This is a genomic window from Parabacteroides sp. HGS0025 (assembly GCF_000969845.1).
Classification (GTDB): Bacteria; Bacteroidota; Bacteroidia; order Bacteroidales; family Tannerellaceae; genus Parabacteroides; species Parabacteroides gordonii.
This window is the reverse complement of record NZ_KQ033902.1, coordinates 640,920-654,965: the sequence shown is the minus strand read 5'-3', so window position 1 is coordinate 654,965 and position 14,046 is coordinate 640,920. Positions and strand designations below refer to the sequence as shown.

The following is a 14,046-nucleotide window of genomic DNA, read 5'->3' as shown; positions in this document are numbered from 1 at the left end:
GGCGATATGCCAGCCATATCGATTACTTCATGTACATTAATAATATAGAATTGCAAAGTTACTATATTTCTTCATACTAAATGGCAGTAATGAATTTTTTTTCGACTTTTTTGCCGAAATGTTTGGAGGTAATAAAAAAAGCCGTATCTTTGCAGCGCTTTAGAGAGATAAGGCGTACAAAATTTACTGAAGTAATGAAAGGGCGTTTAGCTCAGCTGGTTCAGAGCATCTGCCTTACAAGCAGAGGGTCGGCGGTTCGAATCCGTCAACGCCCACTAAATAAAAAGTCCGTTAGTCGAAAGATTAACGGACTTTTCTTTTATATCACATTTATACATCACCTTCTTTTCGACAGAGGCACAGAGATAAACCTGTCTATCGAGAATTTACCCGGCCCGGTTATATACATTAATATAAATACGACCAAATAAATAAAGGCAAGCTCTTTTACCGCAAAAGCATCATTACCGTGAATAACGAAAAATGCCATACACATGGTAAAGATCATCGGGATCATAGCCAGGCGGTACAAGGCACCAAAGATAAATCCTATCGAACAAGCCAGTTCCCCAAAGATAGCAAGCCCCAGTGAAACCTGGCTACCAACTCCCAGCGGATCAGGGAATACAGCCGACATTTCCGAATAGTTAGTCCATTTCTGGATACCATGAGTTAATAACAATCCTCCGAAAAGGATACGTAACGCCAATAACAACAGTGAAATAGTTGTTCCGTCCGGCTTAGACGGGAATAAAAATCTGTATATCGCCAACATATTATCTAGTTTTTACATAAGATTAATAACTATATATAAAACAAAGGAAGTAAAGAAATGTTCATTGCTTCCACTCCTTGTAACCTAATAGCTTTCTAACTACAAATGATACACTATAAAATACAAAAAGCGACACCCTGTTAAAGATGTCGCTTTTGTTTACTGCCGTTTAATGTGACCCGGGAGGGATTCAAACCCTCGACCTTCAGAACCGGAATCTGACGCTCTATTCACTAAGCTACCAGGCCAAAGACGGTGCAAAAGTAAATATAATATCGCAGGAAAGCAAATGTAGGGGCTAAGAGTTTTTGCTTTCTTTCTTTTTCTGTTGCACAACATATGTTTTGATATTTTGCAACTCTCTTAGCCATATATCCTGCCATTTTGCAAATAAAAGAGACATCTACATTGCTATTTTGCCATTAATCATTATCTTTGCCACGCATAATTTACAAACACAAAGCACAACAAGTATATGAGCTATTTAATTAAACCTGCAGGATATAAAGCTTTGCTTAACCTATCCCAAACAGAAATGGGGATCAAGAAAATCAAAGATTTTTTCCAGCAAAACTTATCTTCCGAACTACGGCTGCGCCGTGTTACGGCACCTTTGTTCGTACTTAAAGGGATGGGTATCAATGATGACCTGAACGGTACCGAACGCGCCGTAACATTCCCTATCAAGGATTTGAACGACTCCAAAGCCGAAATCGTACATTCACTGGCCAAATGGAAACGTCTTACGCTGGCCGATTATAATATAGAAGAAGGTTACGGTATTTACACCGATATGAACGCGATCCGTTCGGACGAAGAACTGGGCAACCTTCATTCGCTCTATGTCGACCAGTGGGACTGGGAACGGGTTATGAGCCCCAGCGAACGCAATATTGAATACCTGAAAGAGATCGTACGCCGTATCTATGCCGCTATGGTGCGCACGGAATATCTGGTTTACGAAATGTTCCCCAATATCAGGCCGACACTTCCCCAGCAGATTCATTTCATACACTCCGAGGATTTGTTACAAAAATATCCTACCTTTACACCGAAAGAACGGGAAGACGCCATTTGCAAGGAATACGGAGCTGTATTCATTATCGGTATCGGATGCAAACTGAGCAACGGGGAGAAACACGACGGACGTGCTCCGGACTACGACGACTGGTCGACTGTGGCAGAAAACGGTCAAACCGGACTAAACGGCGACCTGCTTGTCTGGGATGAAGTACTGAACCGCTCGCTGGAACTATCTTCTATGGGTATCCGTGTAGACAGGGAAGCGATGGAACGTCAGCTTGCGATCTGCAATGCCGAAGAAAAGAGAGAACTATACTTCCACAAACGCCTGCTGAGCGGCGAACTGCCTCAAAGTATCGGTGGTGGTATCGGACAAAGCCGACTGTGTATGTTCTATCTGCGCAAAGCTCATATCGGAGAGATCCAGGCAAGTATCTGGCCGGAAGAAATGCGTCAGGAAGCCCGTGCTGCTGGTATGCACTTGATATAATATAAAACTATGGATGTAAAGATTGAAGAAAGCTGGAAAGAACGGTTAGCTCCTGAATTTGAGAAAAGTTATTTTAACGAGCTGATCAACTTTGTCAAACAGGAATATAGCCAGGGAGCCGTATATCCTCCCGGCCCTTATATCTTTAATGCTTTCGAGCATTGCCCGTTCGACAAGGTCAGAGTGGTTATATTGGGACAAGATCCTTACCATGAACCGGGACAGGCGCATGGACTTTGTTTCTCTGTACAGGATGGAACGCCTTTCCCCCCTTCTCTCCTCAATATATTCAAGGAGATAGAAAGCGACCTGGGAAAACCGATGCCTACCAGTGGAAACCTGTTGCGCTGGGCTGACCAGGGAGTGTTACTACTGAACGCTACGCTGACTGTGCGTGCCCACCAGGCCGGTTCACATCAGAACAGGGGATGGGAGACATTTACAGATGCCGTTATCCACAAACTGGCGGAAGAACGCAGCCATATCGTTTATATCCTTTGGGGATCGTATGCACAGCGTAAAGGGGCGTTTATCGACGCTTCGCGTAATATGATTTTAAAGTCGGCACACCCTTCTCCCCTTTCCGCTTACCGCGGGTTCTTCGGGAATAAGCATTTCAGCAAGGCGAACGATTACCTGATAGCGACAGGCCAGACACCGATTGAATGGTAAAAGGCTAACAGAATATAAAAGAAAAGGCGATGAATAGTTTTCATCGCCTTTTCTTTTATTTCTAGGTTATGTGATCAATACCAGGTTTGTCCTTCACGCACATTACTGCTCTGGTTATACTTCAGGTCTTTCAACAGGGAAGAACTTACCGCAATAGAGAAGGTGTACGATTTATACGGCCCTACCGGCACGAAGCTCGCCGACATCTGGAAACAGTGCAGGTTACGTGTCACATTACATGTCATGTACGAGATCTTTTTATTGTCAAAGTCGTAAGTAGCATTGAAGTTGAAACTCCAGTTCTTGGTCGGCTGGATGTTTCCGTTAAAGCTCAAGGCATGCGTTAATGCATATTTATATTCCAATTTGTTCGGATCGAAATCTCCGTAACGCAACTGCATGCTATAGTTGAATGACAAGCTCCAGGGGATCTTACTGATCAGATAGCCGTCCGCGTCATATTCACCGGTATCTTTCTTCTTTCCACGCAAACGGCCGCCTTCTTTCTCTTCCGGCACGGTGGCGTCATTCGGGTTCTCGGCGGTCAGGTCTTCCAGTTCGCCGTCGCCAATATTCTCTTCCGGTATGTTGCTATCCGTTTCTCCTCCGAACCATTTCCTGAAGGTATCGTTGTTGAAGGTATAGGAAAAGCTTGTTCCGGTAGAACGTAAACGCCCGATACCTTTACCTGCTTTCCAGCGTGGAACATCGACCCTGATAGGATTTCCTTTGCTGTCAGCCTGATAGGTGTATGTATCGAACTGCCCATTCAGGTTCAAGGTATAATTCTTTGAGAACTTCAGACGCAGACCGACAGAAAGGTCGCTCCATTTGAATGAGTCGGCTGCCATATTATAACTCATACCCAACGACAGCTTATCGATCAGACTAATCTTACGGATACCGGTACTGTCCTTATCCGATTTGATCTTCATTTCAACGTTGTTATCCAAAGAGAAGTTCAAACTTCCCTGCTTTCCGCCGGGAATAGAGCCGTTATGTGCGAAAGGAGAATATACATAATCGACCTGTTCGCCGTTAGCATCGATATACTGATAATGATCGTAGAAACCATGAATGCTACTTCCAAAGTCAGGAGCTGCACTGATACTGATAGATGGCTCCATACGGTGACGGATTGCCTGCACCTTGTCTCCCAGGAAAGGAAGCGGCTTATACATACCGTATAAAGTAGTTGATGCAGAAACAGAGGCATTATAGTTGTAGATACGATAAAAACCGTAGGTAGTATCACGGTCTACCAGTCTATTCAGTTGCGGGTCGAACTGTTTCGTTATCTTGCTTGTATACCAGCTTTCCTTATAATTGAATGAAGGGGAGATATTGATATACTTGAATGCAGTAAAAGTAGCACTGACCGGAATACTATGTTCCATCGAGTTCTTCCAGTCCTTGATCAGATTCGACTTGAACAATAAGTTTTCCTTTGTAGTAATACTATTTTTGAAATATCCCGAATAGCTCATCGAGATCTTTTCGTACCAACGCTCTTTTCCGATCGGATTCTTACGCTTGAACGGATAAATACGGCTCAATGTAATCGTCAAGTTAGGAAAAGTGACAGCGACAGAAGAGTCGCTCGACCGCTGGTTGACGTTCATTGTAGCTGAAAGCGACAATGGAGCATTCGGGAAACGCTGCGTAATATTGACACTCGAACCTTTCGTATTCGAGATAGCGTCGGAGTTATTGGGATTCAGGAAACCACTTGCCTTATTACGGTCGAAACTACTGGTCGAGAAGTTCACACTAGCAGAGAATGTACGGTACGGATTCGCCTTGGGATCCTGCGAATGTGTCCAGTTCAACCGGAAGTCTTTATTCAGACTATAATCGGGAAGTCCCTTGTCACCAAACTTCGTGACCTGATAAGCGGCATTAAAATTACCGGAGAACCGGTATCTTTTTCTATAGGAAGATTGCGTCTGAAGCCCCCACGACCCTTTCGTATATATTTCCCCCGTTACAGCCAGGTCGACATAATCGCTTAAAGCGAAATAATATCCACCGTCACGCAAACCGAACCCCCGATTGGAGTCGTCGGTATAGGTCGGCATGATCACACCGGAAGAATAAGTGCTCGAAAACGGGAAGAAACAGAAAGGCAACCCGATAGGATACAGCGGCACATCTTCGATAACCATATAGACCGGCCCGGTAACGATATTCTTTTTAGGCCGAACCTTCGCTTTGGTCATCTGAATATAAAAGTGGGGATGGTCGTGCTCATCGCAGGTCGTATATTTACCGCCTACCATGTTCATTACATCGTCCTCCATCTTCTTCGTGCGGCCGGCTGTTACATAACCTTCTCCCTGCTGGGTGATCACATCCGTAATATATCCTTTCCGGGTAGTAAAGTTATAGCGCATCGTTTTCGATTCATACTCCTGGTCGCCGTCCTTAAACAAAGGATAACCGAACTCCTCACCGATAGAGTCGAGACCGAATTTGGCGAATACCAGACTGCTGTCCATATTCATCTCGATCACTTCAGCCTGCAATCCGATTTGCTGGTATTTTACATCACCTTCACCGTACAGATAAGCCCAGTTACCGGCAGTCATGACAATAGAGTCCTTTGCTTGATAAGCAACAGGTGCGTCGAGACCGGTCTGTTTTTTAGGAATGGAATCAGAAGCCAGTGCCGTACTGTCAGTTGCGACCGGAACTATCGTATCCCCCACAACAGCCAACACAGTATCCGTCGGGGCAACCAGCTCCTGCGAATACATCATCAAAGCCCCGGCGAGGAAATATAATAGGATAATTAAACCTCTGTATTTCATTAATTAAGTTGACAAGTGCCGGTTGAGCCTCAACCGATCCGTTACAGCTTGCAAATGTATAACAAATTAATGAGCCCTTCAGCTTTTATTCCCCTAAAAAGAGTTTACACCAGTTATCAAAACGTATTACAGTCTCCTCGCCATACTTTACAAGACCCTGTTTTACCTTCTCGACCGGCTTCTCTTTGTCTAATTTCGTCTTACTGTAAAATTTGTCGGCGAAGCAAATCAATTGCTCTTCCAACGAAACCGGCACCATTATCCGGTGGGGCAACGGAAGATGCCTTTGTTCTATCATATCCAAGGTGATACCGGTTCCTGTATGCCGTTCGCAAACCAGGGCATGACGCGGGAAACCTTCTTTGCGCATCAGGTCGGCACCTAAATAGCCATGACAAATGTATTCTGCGGAACCGTGGCAATCTATCTCCGGTGCATTGCACAGGAATATACCGATATCGTGAAGCATAGCCGCTTCCTCTATAAACGGAAGATCGAGCTCCATTTCCGGATGCAGGCGGGCAAGGCTCAAGGCTTTGTCTGTCACGCTGCGGCTATGTGTTACTAAAATATGCCAGGCTTCCGACTCCGCCGGATAATATTTTGAAATAATATCAATAGGGTTCATTTTTATTTATGTTTTGCATTCAGACCGCAAAGATATATAATTTACTCTTTGACATCCCCAAATATTTCCCCTGAGATCAGTGCTTGCTTCTCCCTGACATAATTTTGTTTCACCTAGGAGAAACAGTTGTTCCATCAGGGTGAAACAGTTGTTTCACTAGCATGAAACAAAATCATCCCCGGCAGCCCAGACTATCTTCGTCCGGATTTATTTCACGTACAGCTTCTTTTACTTCCTTTTTTGTTATTTCCCCTTTGGTAGCCACCTGCTGCACCGGATAACGTTCTTCCTTGTGATCCAACACTAAAGCTTCTGTCTTCGCTTTTTCCTTTATTCTTGGTAATTTCGTTGCCATATGATTCTTTATTTATGTTTATGCCATTTCAACACTGCCAAGAAGCGGATGGTTCATGCGAAACATGTTAAATATAAACACTTTTAATTCTTTCCATAGCTTTAATGATGCGAACATTTGCTACTTTTGCATCCAAGATACATTAGGAAACAGATTATGAAAACAGTTTTCAGACTTACACTTTGGCTACTTGGCATGATACTTTTGCCCGAAATTCAGGCTATTACACCGCAGGCTCCCTTGGTACTCGGAGCTGAAAGAATGGACGTAGTGACCCGCCTGTTGCAGGACAAACAAGTCGGACTGGTCGTTAACCAAACTTCTATCCTCGAGAAACAACAGAAACATTTGCTGGATGCTTTGTTGGAGAAAGGGATCCAGGTAAAAAAGGTTTTTGCCCCGGAACATGGCTTCAGAGGTACGGCAGATGCCGGAGCCGATATAAAAGACAGTCGCGACCTGAAAACGGGTATTCCTATTGTTTCTATCTACGGAAAGAATAAAAAGCCGACAGCCGAGCAATTGCAGGGACTGGATGTGGTCGTATTCGACATACAGGATGTGGGGGTACGTTTCTATACCTATATAAGTACCATGCATTACGTAATGGAAGCATGTGCCGAAAATGGTGTAGAGTTCATCGTGCTCGACCGTCCGAACCCGAATGATTTTGTAGACGGCCCGATCCGTAAAAAAGGCTTTGAATCATTTGTAGGTGTAGATCCTCTGCCTATCCTGCACGGACTGACAGTCGGCGAACTGGCCTGGATGATCAATAGCGAAGGGTGGCTGAAAAGTTCGCCCGACAGTTGCAAGCTGCATATTGTCAAAATGGAGAACTGGCGGCATGGCGATCCTTACTGGTTGCCGGTCAAACCCTCTCCCAACCTGCCTAACGACCAGTCGATCCGCCTGTATCCCTCGTTATGTTTCTTTGAAGCAACGAATGTCAGTATCGGACGGGGAACTTATTATCCGTTTCAGGTAATCGGCTTTCCGGACAGGAAATATGGAGATTTTTCTTTCACACCGGTATCACTTCCCGGATTCGATACGAATCCTTTGCAAAAAGATAAAGAATGTTATGGAGTAGATCTTCGGGAATATCCTTTCGAGGGTGGGTTGAGTTTACGCTTCTTCCTGGATTTTTACGAGAAAGCCGGGAAAGACCAGGCCTTCTTCTTCTCCCGTCCCCAATGGTTCGACTTACTGGCCGGAACAAAAGAACTCAGATACCAGATCGTGAGGGGTTTAACGGAAGAAGAGATACGGGAAAGCTGGAAGCCGGAACTGGATACTTACAAGCAAATGAGAAAGAAATATTTATTATATCCGGATTATCCCGTTAAAAAATAACTATTTCTTAAGATCCGTTGATTTTGTTAGCCTTTTAATTATCTTTGCGTGCGATTATCGAAATAAGCAAATTAACAGAAAAGGGTATAATAAATTAATAGGAGTATTCCTTGAAAAACGTTCTACAGATATTATTTTTCCTGCTTTTACTCATTCCAGAAACAAAAGCCGGGGTATTTAAGACGCATACGAATGAGCCTGTATACAAGATACTGGTAATCCATTCTTATACGGAAGAACTTGTCACGTACTCCAAGTTCAGCAATCTAATCGGAGAAAAGCTGGAAGACCAAGATATCCGGACTGATATCCGTACCTTTTACCTGGATAGCGAACGCTATAACGAAGCGGAAGAAAATGCCAGGATGTACCACTACCTTGACTCGATCCAAGGCTGGAATCCGGATATCATACTCGTCAACGACGACCAGGCCACCTATACCCTGATGGCTTGTAACCACTCGCTGGGAAAAACCAAACCCGTCGTCTACTCGGGCGTAAACTTTCCAAATCAGCTTTTGCTGGAACAACACCCGAACTTCACCGGATTCTGGGATAAGCCGGATTACATAACGACTATCGAACTGATAGAGAAATTATACGGTTCCTCCAATATACTTTTCTTCAAGCATCTACGCTTCATGGGGCGCGAGTCATTCAAGACTATCCAGAAAGAAGTGAAAGGCACGGGCAGAACCATACGGATCGGCCTATACCATCAAAAGAAAAATGAATATCCGGAAGATATTTGTCCGGGGGAGCCGGGAAAGTCTATCCTGTACACTACTGAAACGGCTTATCTTTCGGCAAAAGGATTGCTGGCTATTTTCGAGAGCAAGCCATACACTGCCTGCTTGCAGATCATTCTTGACTTTGATGTGTTAACCATCGGACGCCTGGCCAATGTACCGAATTTTACGGTGATCAATAACGGATTTAATGATGGGAAAGGAATTACAGGCGGCTATTTCACCACACTGGAAATACAAGCAGAAATTGTAGCGGAAAGAGCTGCCGCCATAATAAACGGAAGTAAGCCTTCAGACTTTCCTATGGAAGAAAGCCCGAAGGTATATGCCTTTGACTGGGATGAAATGCAGCGTTTCAATATAGAAAAGAAAGATCTCCCGGCAGGTAGTGTCATCTATAATATGCCCCTTTTCGAACGTTATCATAAAACAATGATGATAGGTGGCATTCTGTTTTTAGTCCTGGTAATCTATATCATCACCCAGTTATTATATTTGTACAGGAGTGAATACAAGCGCAAACGACAGGTACAGATAAATCTGATACAAGAAAGGCGCTTCCTCCAGCTCGCAATGGAAGGCGGAAATACGTATGCCTGGCGACTGGAAAACGGGGTATTCATTTTTGAGAATGACTTCTTTACTGCCAATCAGATCATGCCTCGAAAAATGTCGCTCGACGAACTGTTATCCATGACCCACCCGGACGACCAAGAGCATTTGAACAAGCATATCCAGGATATCAACTCCAACATCTGGGAAGATACGACCATCCAATGCAGGTTCAATTTCAGCGGAAAAAAATATAGCTGGTGGGAGTTACGCTACAACCGGGGAGAAGATAAAACAGAGCCAGACCAAACAGTGTTCGGTCTTTGCCTGAACATACAGTCTTTCAAGGAAAAAGAACAGAAACTCATCATTCTTCAGGAGAAAGCGGAAGAGGCCAATAAGATGAAATCGGCTTTCCTGGCCAACATGAGCCACGAAATACGGACACCTCTGAATGCGATAGTCGGTTTCTCCAACCTCCTGCAGGAAGAAAAAGACTTGGGAGAAGAAGAGAAAGAGTTATTCAAAGATACGATCAATAAGAACAGTAACCTGTTGTTGAAGCTGATTAACGATATCCTGGAGCTGTCGCGCATCGAGTCCGGCCGCATGAGTTTTACTTTCGAGACTCTTAAACTGAATGATTTAGTGGAAGAGCTTTATCAGACACATCATCTGCTGATCCCTCCCCATATCCAATTTATAAAAGATATTCCAGAAGTATCCATCGATGTGCACGTAGACCGTTTCCGCTTTACGCAGGTTATCACAAACTTTATAAACAATGCCGTCAAGTTCACCAAGAGCGGATATATCAAGCTGGGGTATACATATAATGAAGACGAAAAGCAGGTTTACATTTATGTGGAAGATACAGGTATCGGTATGTCGGAAGATGCACTCGAGAAAGTATTCGAACGTTTCTACAAACAGAATGAATTTGCACAGGGCACCGGTCTCGGACTCTCTATCTGCAAGACCATCGCCGAACAGTTGAAAGGGGACATCCTGGTCAGTTCGAAAGAAGGCAAAGGTAGCCGCTTTACACTAAAGATTCCCGGCAACCGGATATAAAGAAGAAAAGCGATCCCATTACAGAACCGCCTCCCCAACGTTTTACAACATTACTTATTTCTTTTGAATAACCATCAACTTTCCATTGTCGGTACCATAGAGAGCAATCGTATTCACCGGTTTCACATTTCCTTCAGCCTGGAAACGTACCACCTTGTTCAATGCTTCCAGAAACTCCTGTTCACCTGCCAGATTAGGACAAGCCATACGGGTAGTTGCAACCTGCGGGAACTTGATTATGTTTTTCTGGGCATCCGTATACTCTATATTGCCATTCATCCGGTTACAGCCGGCGTTACCTGACAAGTGCTTACGGGCAACATCTATTACAATCAACTGTTTACTGTCTGCCGGATCCAGCTTCTTTCCGTTCAGTTCAACCACACTCCATTCACCGTCCAGGTCAGAGAACGATGCTACCACCGCTTTCTGCGACTTACAGGAGGCAAATACGGCAATACCTACCACAGCCAGACAGAGAAATAAATACTTCTTCATCTCCGATTAGTTTTTAGACAGAACCAATAATGTATTACCGTCTTTATCTACCAGCAGCATTTCGCTTTCAGAGCTACCGGCTTTTACGGCATTCACGTCACCCATTGCCTTCATTATGGCATCTTCTGTTGCCATATCCGGACAGGCCATCATAGTAGCTGCTCCCGGCGCAATTGTGATGGAAGACACATTGTTGTCATCCAATGTAACGGTAGTATTGAACATGTTGCAGCCTGCATTTCCGTGCAGTTTCTTCTGTGCCATATCAAACTCCATATACGGTAGTCCTTCTTTCAGGATCTTTTCACCCTTTACTTCTATTACATTCCATTTGCCTTCCAGATTCTTAGCGTCTACTTTTGCTTCGGAGCAAGAAATCATCATCCCAAGTACCATCGGGAGCATCATTACATAAAAAATTACTCTTTTCATAAATCTATACTATTTGTTATATCACTTACAGGAATAAGACGTCAAATCCGTCCAAATTGTTCCGCAAAAGTACGCTATTTAGTTAACATTAACAAACCGGTACAAAGCAGGCAAACATACCCTATAATTCTTTTCCATATTTTCTGTAAGTTTGTAGCCTGACGGATAAACACTAAATGAGGATATAATGAAGAGATTCAGCATTGCACCTATTTTGATCTTATTATTCATATTAGGTCTCTCCTGTAAAAGCACCCCCGAACAAACCGAAGAAGAAGTCGACAGCGAATGGATCGACAGCCAGCAACGCGCTTATCAATATGGTGTCTGTATCGACACACTGGATGTAAAAGACTATAAGATGAAGAACGGGGATAATCCGGCATCTATCTTTTCAGGCCTTGGTTTCTCAGCTTTGATGGCCGACAGCATCAGCCGTTCATCGACCGAAGTTCTCGATCCGACCAAGCTACAGGCCGGTATGCATTATTACACATTCACCATGCAAGACAGTACGGCACAGATCCGTTATATCGCTTTTGCCAAGTCGCGTACGGATTATGCGGTGATCGATCTTACGGGCGATACGATCCGTGCCTACGAATTTAATAAACCGATCACCTTGAAAAGACATTATGTAGAAGGAACATTAAATTCTTCCCTTTGGAATGTTCTCCAGTCGAACGGGGTCAATCCCCTACTGGCTATCAATATTGCCGACGTGTTTGCCTGGCAGATAGACTTCTATGACGTAAAAGAAGGTGACTCGTTCCGCGTCTTATATGATATTGCTTATATCGACGATACGACAGCGTTGAATATAAACGGTATCCAGGGAGCGGTTTTCAACCATCAGGGAAAAGAGTTCATTGCCATTCCTTTCACCCAGGACAGCGTATTCGAATATTTCGATCAGGACGGGAATAGTCTGCGCAAGGCTTTCCTGAAAGCACCGCTGGATATATTCCGTATCACTTCGCGTTTCACCAATGCCCGCTTCCACCCGATACTGAAGCGTTACCGTGCGCATCATGGGGTAGATTATGCCGCTCCTGTCGGTACGCCTGTCAAAAGTATCGGTGCCGGGACTGTGGTTGCCAAAGGGTATCAGAACGGAGGTGGTAATTTCCTGAAAGTAAAACATAATTCGGTCTATACGACCACTTACATGCACCTTAGTAAGTTCGCCAAAGGCATACAAGTGGGCAGTCATGTACAGCAGGGAGAAGTGATTGCCTATGTCGGTTCTACCGGGTTATCGACAGGCCCTCACCTGGACTTCCGCGTACATAAAAACGGTCAGCCGATCAATCCGCTGAATATGGAAGCTCCTCCTTCGCTCCCGGTCAAGCCGGAACTGCGCGATAGCTTCGCCATTGTAAAGCAACAGGTATTTGCAGAACTGGATAGCATGCAAAAAATGAAAACAGCAGTACCCGATACACTTCCGGCGACGAAGTAAAACGTGCTGCAAGGGAGGTTTCAAATGGGTGCCTACCCGTCGATGAAGCAGTGCCTACCGGTTTCTGCTCCGATAACTATTGCTTTTAACCGGAATAATGTTACATTTGTGAACAAGATAAAATCGTTTGCGTATGAAATTTTTAGGTAATATCATTTGGTTAATTTTCGGAGGAGTGGTTACCAGTATCGAGTATTTGATCTCGAGCCTGTTGCTGATGGTTACCATCATCGGCATACCGTTCGGGCTACAGACAATGAAACTGGCTTTGCTGGCTTTATGGCCTTTCGGCAGTAAAGTGACGGATAACGGCAATTCGGGTGGCTGCCTTTCTATCTTGATGAATATACTTTGGATTATATTGGGAGGTTTCTGGATCTGCCTGACTCATCTGGGATTCGGCCTGTTATTGTGCATCACGATTATCGGCATCCCCTGGGGCAGACAGCATTTCAAGATGGCAGCACTGGCACTGACACCGTTCGGTAAAAATATCAGTTAATCCAGCACAGGATAACTTTGCCGGGCTTCGGCCCGGCTACAAGCATTAAAGTGCCACCATTCGTAAGGGATCGTACGAAAGCCGGCACTCTTCATTATCCGGCGAAGCAAACGCCGGTTGTCGAATTCTTTTCGGGTGATCTTCCCGGAAGCCAGCAGCGCTTCCTCATTATTGGTATGGGCTTCTTCTCCAAAGAAATCGAAAGGGGTACCCATTGGCAGCGGTTCTCCTGTCGGATCAAGGATAGTCACATCCACTGCCATTCCGTAATTATGTAATCCTCCCCCATTCGACGGGTTACTCACATAATTCACTTTATCAGTTCCACGTACCAGCCTCCACATCTTCCGTTGTACCGACATCGGACGGGCGGCATCGTAGACTACCAGCGTCAGGTCGGGGTGTTCTTTCTTCAGCAATCGCTGGGCTGTAACTAATTTTTGAGCGGCATCGGGATGCAACCAGGCACGGGTTATCCCGGTATAAACCGTCTCCCCCATAAAGTTTTCAGGAGTGGCATACACCAGATGTACACGGATCGTTGAGTCCAACACGGAGATATCGACCAATCCTCTGTCATGCAACCAGGTATCCAGTTCTTCCGCATTACTTCGCAAGTTACAAAGCAACAGCAACAATAGAAAGATATACCGGGTTTGTCTCATGAT

13 protein-coding genes and 2 tRNA genes are annotated in these 14,046 nt (G+C 44.6%); 7 read left to right on the top strand and 8 right to left on the bottom strand.

Going from position 1 to position 14,046, the window contains the following annotated elements:
• Positions 1 to 200: 200 nt before the first annotated feature.
• Positions 201 to 275: transfer RNA gene (locus HMPREF1212_RS02315), tRNA-Val, on the top strand.
• Positions 276 to 337: 62 nt separating this feature from the next.
• Here HMPREF1212_RS02315 and HMPREF1212_RS02310 read toward each other — a convergent pair.
• Together HMPREF1212_RS02310 and HMPREF1212_RS02305 are read right to left on the bottom strand one after the other, a co-directional pair.
• Positions 338 to 775 carry a DoxX family protein gene (locus tag HMPREF1212_RS02310; protein WP_028729644.1) on the bottom strand — a complete coding sequence of 146 codons (438 nt, stop codon included), beginning with the start codon at positions 773 to 775 and terminating at the stop codon, positions 338 to 340.
• A gap of 175 nt (positions 776 to 950) precedes the next feature.
• A tRNA-Arg gene (locus HMPREF1212_RS02305) sits at positions 951 to 1,023 on the bottom strand.
• Between the two features lie 227 nt (positions 1,024 to 1,250).
• Between HMPREF1212_RS02305 and asnA the strand changes: the two genes are divergently transcribed.
• On the top strand, positions 1,251 to 2,288 hold the full coding sequence (gene asnA, locus HMPREF1212_RS02300) for an aspartate--ammonia ligase (RefSeq protein ID WP_028729687.1): 1,038 nt from the start codon (positions 1,251 to 1,253) through the stop codon (positions 2,286 to 2,288).
• 9 nt (positions 2,289 to 2,297) lie between these two features.
• Positions 2,298 to 2,960, top strand: a complete 663-nt coding sequence (gene ung / locus HMPREF1212_RS02295; protein WP_046148288.1) for a uracil-DNA glycosylase — start codon at positions 2,298 to 2,300, stop codon at positions 2,958 to 2,960.
• Positions 2,961 to 3,034: 74 nt separating this feature from the next.
• Here the strand turns inward: ung and HMPREF1212_RS02290 are convergent, their stop codons facing one another.
• The 3 genes from HMPREF1212_RS02290 to HMPREF1212_RS02280 all read right to left on the bottom strand — a co-directional run bounded on the left by HMPREF1212_RS02290 (position 3,035) and on the right by HMPREF1212_RS02280 (position 6,753).
• Positions 3,035 to 5,770, bottom strand: coding sequence for a putative LPS assembly protein LptD (locus HMPREF1212_RS02290; protein WP_046148287.1), 2,736 nt, complete (start codon positions 5,768 to 5,770; stop codon positions 3,035 to 3,037).
• Positions 5,771 to 5,855: 85 nt separating this feature from the next.
• Positions 5,856 to 6,398, bottom strand: coding sequence for an HDIG domain-containing metalloprotein (locus tag HMPREF1212_RS02285; RefSeq protein ID WP_046148286.1), 543 nt, complete (start codon positions 6,396 to 6,398; stop codon positions 5,856 to 5,858).
• A 172-nt stretch (positions 6,399 to 6,570) separates the two neighbouring features.
• The gene (locus tag HMPREF1212_RS02280; protein ID WP_044193338.1) at positions 6,571 to 6,753 is read right to left on the bottom strand and encodes a hypothetical protein; all 183 of its coding nucleotides are present in this window, start codon (positions 6,751 to 6,753) and stop codon (positions 6,571 to 6,573) included.
• A gap of 156 nt (positions 6,754 to 6,909) precedes the next feature.
• Here HMPREF1212_RS02280 and HMPREF1212_RS02275 point away from each other — a divergent pair, with 156 nt between their 5' ends.
• Positions 6,910 to 8,109, top strand: coding sequence for an exo-beta-N-acetylmuramidase NamZ family protein (locus HMPREF1212_RS02275; protein WP_028729691.1), 1,200 nt, complete (start codon positions 6,910 to 6,912; stop codon positions 8,107 to 8,109).
• Between the two features lie 110 nt (positions 8,110 to 8,219).
• Positions 8,220 to 10,484, top strand: coding sequence for a sensor histidine kinase (locus HMPREF1212_RS27250; RefSeq protein WP_052724902.1), 2,265 nt, complete (start codon positions 8,220 to 8,222; stop codon positions 10,482 to 10,484).
• A gap of 54 nt (positions 10,485 to 10,538) precedes the next feature.
• Here HMPREF1212_RS27250 and HMPREF1212_RS02265 read toward each other — a convergent pair whose 3' ends face one another.
• Entirely contained in the window at positions 10,539 to 10,982 is a 444-nt protein-coding gene (locus tag HMPREF1212_RS02265; RefSeq protein WP_046148285.1) for an META domain-containing protein, read from the bottom strand.
• 6 nt (positions 10,983 to 10,988) lie between these two features.
• Positions 10,989 to 11,414 (bottom strand): META domain-containing protein, encoded by a 426-nt coding sequence (locus HMPREF1212_RS02260; protein ID WP_046148284.1) that lies wholly within the window; start codon positions 11,412 to 11,414, stop codon positions 10,989 to 10,991.
• Between the two features lie 187 nt (positions 11,415 to 11,601).
• On the opposite strand from HMPREF1212_RS02260, the gene HMPREF1212_RS02255 reads away from it, so the two are divergent.
• Both HMPREF1212_RS02255 and HMPREF1212_RS02250 read left to right on the top strand, forming a co-directional pair.
• Positions 11,602 to 12,876, top strand: coding sequence for a M23 family metallopeptidase (locus tag HMPREF1212_RS02255; protein WP_046148283.1), 1,275 nt, complete (start codon positions 11,602 to 11,604; stop codon positions 12,874 to 12,876).
• A gap of 133 nt (positions 12,877 to 13,009) precedes the next feature.
• Positions 13,010 to 13,378, top strand: a complete 369-nt coding sequence (locus HMPREF1212_RS02250; RefSeq protein WP_046148282.1) for a YccF domain-containing protein — start codon at positions 13,010 to 13,012, stop codon at positions 13,376 to 13,378.
• Here HMPREF1212_RS02250 and HMPREF1212_RS02245 read toward each other — a convergent pair.
• Positions 13,375 to 14,043: a M15 family metallopeptidase gene (locus tag HMPREF1212_RS02245; protein WP_046148281.1), complete on the bottom strand. Its 669-nt coding sequence runs from the start codon at positions 14,041 to 14,043 to the stop codon at positions 13,375 to 13,377. The two genes, HMPREF1212_RS02250 and HMPREF1212_RS02245, sit on opposite strands and share 4 nt — an antisense overlap.
• Positions 14,044 to 14,046 lie beyond the last annotated feature (3 nt).